The sequence below is a fragment of the Streptomyces sp. S3(2020) genome (genome assembly GCF_013044505.1).
In the GTDB taxonomy this organism is placed as follows: domain Bacteria; phylum Actinomycetota; class Actinomycetes; order Streptomycetales; family Streptomycetaceae; genus Streptomyces.
This window is the reverse complement of the sequence record NZ_JABERD010000062.1, coordinates 42220-48874: the sequence shown is the minus strand read 5'-3', so window position 1 is coordinate 48874 and position 6655 is coordinate 42220. Positions and strand designations below refer to the sequence as shown.

The window sequence follows — 6655 nt, the reverse complement described above, 5'->3', positions numbered from 1 at the left end:
GTGAGGCGAGGTCGCGTGGGGAGATCTAGTCGCCGGGGGAGCGTGGGGCCTCGTCCAGCCAGTCGAAGTCGGCGAAGTCGTCGGCGGGGGGTGCCTTGAAGTCATCCTGCGCGCCGGGGGTGCCGAAGCCGGTGCCCGGCAGGCCCTCTTCTCGTTCGCGGGCGTTGGCCACCGCGCGGAGGCGGTCGACCGCGCCGTCCATGGCGAACTGGGCGGCGCCGAGGCCTTCCACGACGTAGCCGCGGCGGGCCTGGCCCGTCTCCTCGAAGGCGGACAGGATGCGGTACGTCGCCGAGAAGCCGCCCTCGACGCCTTCCGCGGAGACCGCGCCCCGGGTCACCACACCGTGCCGGTCGAGGAGGGTGCGGGCCAGCGCGTGGGCCCGCAGGGTGGGGTCGGGCTCCCGGCCGGGCAGCAGAGACCAGCGGCCGGCGACCGTGGGCGGACCGGTTCGGGAGGCGGGGCGGGCGGCGGCGGTGAGGGAGCCGTAGCGGCCGCGCGGGACCGTGCGTTTGGCGCGGTGGGCCGTGGAGCCGGCCGTGCGTCCTGAGCCCAGCAGGGAGCGCATGGGCGTGAGCGTGTCGCTGGTCAGGCGGCCGGACCAGGCCAGGTCCCAGACGGCGTCGGCGAGTTGGGGATCGGTGACGTCGGGGTGGGTGGTCGCGCGGACCTGGTCGGTGATCTGGCGGAAGAACAGTCCGTAGCCGCCCGAGAGGGCGGTCAGTACGGACTCGTGCAGCGCCGTCAGCTCCAAGGGGTGCGGTGGTGGCAGGAGCAGGGGCGCCGCGTCGGCGAGATAGAGGGAGACCCAGCCGTCCTTGCCGGGCAGGGAGCCCGCACCGGCCCACACCAGCTCGCCCGCGGAGGTGAGTTCGTCCAGCATCGCCGGGGTGTAGTTCGCGACGCGCGACGGCAGGACCAGCTTCTCCAGGGCGGAGGCGGGCACGGAGGCGCCCTGCAACTGCTCGACCGCGCGCGCCAGTCCGTCGATGCCGCGCAGACCGTGCCCCTTGCCGATGTGCTGCCACTGGGGCAGGAACTGGGCGAGGGCGGGTGGGGACACCGGCTCCAACTCATGGCGCAGGGCGGCCAGGGACCGGCGGCGCAGACGGCGCAGTACGGTGGCGTCGCACCACTCCTGGCCGATGCCCGCCGGGTGGAACTCGCCTTGCACGACACGTCCGTTCGCGGAGAGGCGCTGCAACGCGCCTTCCGTGACCGCCACGCCGAGGCCGAACCGGGCCGCCGCGGTCGCCGAGGTGAACGGGCCGTGGGTGCGGGCATGGCGGGCGAGGAGGTCGCCGAGCGGATCCTTGACCGGCTCCGTGAAGGCCTCGGGCACGCCGACCGGCAGAGCTGTGCCCAGTGCGTCACGCAGGCGGCCGGCGTCCTCGATCGCCGCCCAGCGGTCGATGCCCGCGATACGGACCTTGATCGCGCGCCGAGCCCGGGCGAGTTCCTGCGCCCACGGTTTCTCCGCGCCCCGCTCGGCCAACTCCGCGTCCGTGAGGGGGCCCAGGAGGCGGAGGAGGTCCGCGACGCCCTCGGCGTCCTTGATCCGACGGTCCTCGGTGAGCCACTGGAGTTCTTGTTCCAGTTCGGCCAGCACCTCGGCGTCGAGCAGTTCGCGCAGCTCCGCCTGGCCGAGCAGTTCGGCCAGCAGGCGGGAGTCCAGGGACAGGGCCGCCGCGCGACGCTCGGCGAGCGGTGAGTCCCCCTCGTACAGGAACTGGGCGACGTATCCGAAGAGGAGGGAGCGGGCGAAGGGGGACGGCTCGGGGGTGGTGACCTCGACCAGACGGACCTTGCGGGACTCCAGGTCGCCCATCAGCTCGACGAGACCGGGAACGTCGAAGACGTCCTGGAGGCACTCGCGGACCGCCTCCAGGACGATCGGGAACGAGCCGAACTCGCTCGCCACCTGGAGCAGCTGGGCGGCGCGCTGGCGTTGCTGCCACAACGGGGTGCGTTTGCCCGGGCTGCGGCGCGGCAGCAGGAGCGCGCGGGCGGCGCACTCGCGGAAGCGGGACGCGAACAGGGCCGATCCGCCGACCTGCTCGGTGACGACCTGGTCGACCTCGCCCTTGTCGAAGACGACGTCCGCGGCGCCCACGGGGGCCTGGTCCGCGTCGTACTCCGTGCCGAGCCTGGCCGGTTCCTGGTCGAGCAGGTCCAGGCCCATCAGGTCGGCGTCGGGCAGCCGCAGGACGATGCCGTCGTCCGCGTGCATGACCTGGGCGTCCATGCCGTACCGCTCGGAGAGCTTGGCGCCCAGGGCGAGGGCCCACGGGGCGTGCACCTGGGCGCCGAAGGGGGAGTGGACGACCACGCGCCAGTCGCCGAGTTCGTCGCGGAAGCGTTCCACGACGATCGTGCGGTCGTCGGGGATGTGGCCGCACGCCTCGCGCTGTTCGTCGAGGTACGCCAGGACATTGTCGGCCGCCCAGGTGTCCAGGCCCGCCGCGAGGAGGCGGGTGCGGGCCTTGTCCTTGGGGAGCGAGCCGACCTCGCGGAGGAACGCGCCGACCGCGCGGCCCAGTTCGAGCGGGCGGCCCAGCTGGTCGCCCTTCCAGAAGGGGAGCCGGCCCGGGACGCCGGGGGCGGGGGAGACCAGGACGCGGTCGCGGGTGATGTCCTCGATGCGCCAGGAGCTGGTGCCGAGTGTGAAGACGTCGCCGACTCGTGACTCGTAGACCATCTCCTCGTCGAGCTCGCCCACCCTTCCGCCGCCCTTCTTCGGGTCGGCTCCGGCGAGGAACACTCCGAAGAGGCCGCGGTCGGGGATCGTGCCGCCGGAGGTGACGGCGAGGCGCTGGGCGCCGGGGCGGCCGGTGATCGTGCCGGCGACCCGGTCCCAGACCACGCGCGGGCGCAGCTCCGCGAAGGCGTCGGACGGGTAGCGGCCGGCGAGCATGTCGAGAACCGCGGTGAAGGCGGAGTCGGGGAGGGAGGCGAAGGGGGCGGCTCGGCGGACCATGGCGAGGAGGTCGTCCAGCTGCCAGGTGTCCATCGACGTCATCGCGACGAGTTGCTGGGCCAGTACGTCGAGGGGGTTGGCGGGGACCCTCAAGGACTCGATCGAGCCGGTGCGCATGCGTTCGGTGACCACGGCCGCCTGGACCAGGTCGCCTCGGTACTTCGGGAACACCACGCCCGTGGAGACCGCGCCTACCTGGTGGCCCGCGCGGCCCACGCGCTGGAGGCCGGAGGCCACGGAAGGGGGTGACTCGACCTGGACGACCAGGTCGACGGCGCCCATGTCGATGCCGAGTTCGAGGCTGGAGGTGGCGACCACGGCGGGGAGGCGGCCCGCCTTGAGGTCCTCTTCGACGAGGGCGCGCTGTTCCTTGGAGACCGAGCCGTGGTGGGCGCGGGCGATGACCGGGGGTGCGCCCTGGGCCGCGCCTGAGCCGCCCATGAGTTCCGCGGGGGCGTGGTGCTCGTCCAGGGTTTCGCCTGTTGCCCGTTCGTAGGCGATCTCGTTGAGACGGTTGCAGAGGCGTTCCGCCAGGCGCCGGGAGTTGGCGAAGACGATCGTCGAGCGGTGGGACTGGACGAGGTCGGTGATGCGTTCCTCTACATGGGGCCAGATCGAGGGGCGTTCCGCTCCCTCTGTGCCGTCGGCCACCGGGGAGCCGCCCAGTTCGCCGAGATCCTCCACGGGGACCACGACGGACAGGTCGAATTCCTTGCCGGACTTCGGCTGGACGATCTCCACCTTGCGGTGAGGGGAGAGGTAGCGGGCGACCTCGTCGACCGGGCGCACAGTCGCGGAGAGACCGATGCGGCGGGCCGGCCTCGGGAGGAGTTCGTCGAGGCGCTCCAGGGAGAGGGCGAGGTGGGCGCCGCGTTTGGTGCCCGCGACGGCGTGCACCTCGTCGAGGATGACCGTTTCGATGCCGGTCAGCGCGTCGCGGGTGGCCGACGTCAGCATCAGGAACAGGGACTCCGGGGTGGTGATCAGGATGTCCGGAGGGCGGGTGGCCAGGGCGCGGCGCTCCGCGGCGGGGGTGTCGCCGGAGCGGATGCCCACCTTGACCTCGGGCTCGGGGAGGCCGAGGCGGACGGATTCCTGGCGGATGCCGGTCAGGGGGCTGCGGAGGTTGCGCTCCACGTCGACCGCGAGGGCCTTGAGGGGGGAGACGTAGAGGACCCGGCAGCGCTTGCGCGGGTCGGCGGGCGGGGGTGTGGAGGTCAGCTGGTCCAGGGCGGCCAGGAAGGCGGCCAGGGTCTTGCCGGAGCCGGTGGGGGCGACGACCAGGACGTCGGAGCCCTCCTTGATGGCGTTCCACGCGCCTGCCTGGGCCGCGGTGGGCGCGTCGAAGGCGCCCGTGAACCAGCCGCGGGTGGCGGGGGAGAAGCCGTCCAGGGCTCGGCGTGCGTCGCTGACCATGTGTCCATCCTGCACCCGGGTACTGACATTCGGGTCTGACCTGCGGTTTCCGCCGGTTGGGGCGCGTCTTGTCTGCCTGCGGCGGCCCGTGGCGGCTTCTGTGGGGGTGTGCGTCGTGCAGTGCGGTTCGTTGTGGGTCGGTGCCGCACCGGGAGGTGTCCGTCCTCGGTCGGGCGGTGCGGTGTGCTGGAGCGGCGAGGTGGGTCGGGCGCCCGACGCTGCGGGCGGCCCCCCCGGTACGTCCCCCGCTCGCCGTTGCGCAAGCGCGGCGCCGCGGGGGTGCGTGGCCAGGCGGACAATGGCTCCATGGTGGGTTCTCGTGAGCGGGCGCGGCACTGGCAGTACGCCGAGTTGCCGGGGGTCGATCTGCTGCGGGCCCGGTATGTGCGGAAGAACTTTGTGCGGCACACCCATGAGAACTTCGTGATCGCCGCCATCGCGGACGGTGTGGAGGTCTTTCACTACCGGGGGGCCGATCGGTACGCGGGCGCCGGTTCGCTTGCGCTGGTCAATCCTGACACCGCTCATACCGGGCGGGCGGGGGTGCCCGAGGGGTGGCGTTACGGGGCGGTGTATCCGTCGCCCGAGCTGGTGGCGGAGATAGCTGGTGAGACCACGGGCATTCGTGGGACCCCGGGGTTCGTCAGTCCGGTTCTCGACGATCCTTATGCCGCCGGGCTCGTGCATCAGGTGCTGCGGGCCGCGGACGAGGGGAACGCGCTGGCCGCCGACACGTTGCTGCGGGTTGCCGTGACGCGGTTGCTGCGGCTCAACGGTGGGACGTTGCCGGAGCGGGAGGTGCGGACGGCGGGGGCGCGGGTCGCGGCACGGGCGCGTGGTGTGCTGGAGGAGCGGATGGTCGCGCCGCCGACCCTGGAGCGGCTGGCCGTGGAGCTCGGTGCCGGTCCGTTCGCGTTGCTACGGGCCTTCCGGGACGCGTACGGGATGCCGCCGCATGCCTGGCTGACCGATGCGCGGGTGCGGCGGGCCCGGAGGCTGCTGGACTCGGGGATCTCTCCGGCCGAGGCCGCCATCGCGGTGGGGTTCACCGACCAGCCGCATCTGAACCGGCACTTCACCCGGATCGTCGGGGTGCCTCCCGGGGCGTACCAGCGCGAGCGCAAGAACGTACAAGACGGTGGGCGGGGGCTGGTCCTACCGTCCGATGCGTGGCAGAACAGACAGCACTCCCAGACACACGCGCCGACGACGGAGGAAAGCCGGACGCCGCCGTCGTACGGGACGCCCTCGGGGTCGGGGTCGCCGTAGGACTGTCGGGGTTCGCCTTCGGGGTGACCTCGGCGGGCAGCGGGCTCACCCTGCTGCAGACCTGTGCGCTCAGCCTCCTGGTGTTCACCGGGGCGTCCCAGTTCGCGCTCGTGGGGGCGCTCGCCGCCGGTGGCAACCCGCTCACCGCGGCAGCCGGAGCGTTCTTCCTGGGTGTGCGCAACGCCTTCTACGGGCTGCGGCTTTCGCAATTGCTCGCCCTTCCGCGCGCGGTGCGGCCCTTTGCCGCGCAGTGGGTCATCGACGAGACGGCGGCCGTCGCGCTGGCCCAGCCCACCCGGCGCAGTGTGCGCATCGGTTTCGCCGTAACGGGGCTCAGCCTGTACGTGCTGTGGAACCTCACGACTCTGCTCGGTGCGCTGGGCGCCGAGGCGATCGGCGACACGGACGCGTGGGGCCTCGACGCGGCCGGGCCCGCCGTGTTCCTGGCGTTGCTCGCGCCGATGCTCACGACCGCCACCGAGCGTGCCGTCGCCGGGCTCGCCGTCCTGCTGGGGCTCGGTCTGCTGCCTGTTCTGCCCGCTGGAGTGCCCGTCCTGGCGGCCGCTCTCGCGGCGCCCCTCGTGCTGTGGGTCCAGGGACGTCGTCAGGGGGACGAGCGGTGAACGTCTGGATCGCCATCGGTGTCACCGCGCTCGGCTGCTACGTCGTCAAGCTTGTCGGGCTGCTCGTTCCCGCGGGCGCCCTGGAGCGGCCTCTCGTCAGGCGGCTCGCCGCCCTGTTGCCGGTCGCCCTCCTTGCCGCGCTCACGGCTCAGCAGACCTTCGCCGACGGGCACGACCTCGTGCTGGACGCCAGGGTCGCGGGGCTTGCGGCGGCCGCGCTCGCGCTGGTGTTGCGCGCCCCCTTCCTGCTCGTTGTCACGGCGGCTGTGGTGGTGACGGCGGGTGTGCGGGCCATCGGGTGAGGATCGGTGGCGCAGCGGGCCCGGCGCGTGGAGCTCAGTCGACCGAGCGGGCCGGCGTGTCGGGGTCA

The 6655-nt window shown here is 72.9% G+C and carries 4 protein-coding genes; 3 read left to right on the top strand and 1 reads right to left on the bottom strand.

The genetic code is table 11. The features are described from left to right. Window positions 1-25: 25 nt before the first annotated feature. The gene (locus HLK59_RS21120; RefSeq protein ID WP_240982550.1) at window positions 26-4393 is read right to left on the bottom strand and encodes an ATP-dependent helicase; all 4368 of its coding nucleotides are present in this window, start codon (window positions 4391-4393) and stop codon (window positions 26-28) included. Window positions 4394-4699: 306 nt separating this feature from the next. Between HLK59_RS21120 and HLK59_RS21115 the strand changes: the two genes are divergently transcribed. Genes HLK59_RS21115 through HLK59_RS21105 form a run of 3 tightly spaced genes read left to right on the top strand, consistent with a single transcriptional unit; the run spans window position 4700 to window position 6587 of the window. Further along, the gene (locus tag HLK59_RS21115; protein WP_171143048.1) at window positions 4700-5662 is read left to right on the top strand and encodes an AraC family transcriptional regulator; all 963 of its coding nucleotides are present in this window, start codon (window positions 4700-4702) and stop codon (window positions 5660-5662) included. After that, window positions 5563-6285: an AzlC family ABC transporter permease gene (locus tag HLK59_RS21110; RefSeq protein ID WP_171143047.1), complete on the top strand. Its 723-nt coding sequence runs from the start codon at window positions 5563-5565 to the stop codon at window positions 6283-6285. Before HLK59_RS21115 ends, HLK59_RS21110 begins: the two co-directional genes overlap by 100 nt. After that, the gene (locus HLK59_RS21105; protein WP_171143046.1) at window positions 6282-6587 is read left to right on the top strand and encodes an AzlD domain-containing protein; all 306 of its coding nucleotides are present in this window, start codon (window positions 6282-6284) and stop codon (window positions 6585-6587) included. The genes HLK59_RS21110 and HLK59_RS21105 overlap by 4 nt, the downstream gene beginning before the upstream one ends. Window positions 6588-6655: the final 68 nt, after the last annotated feature.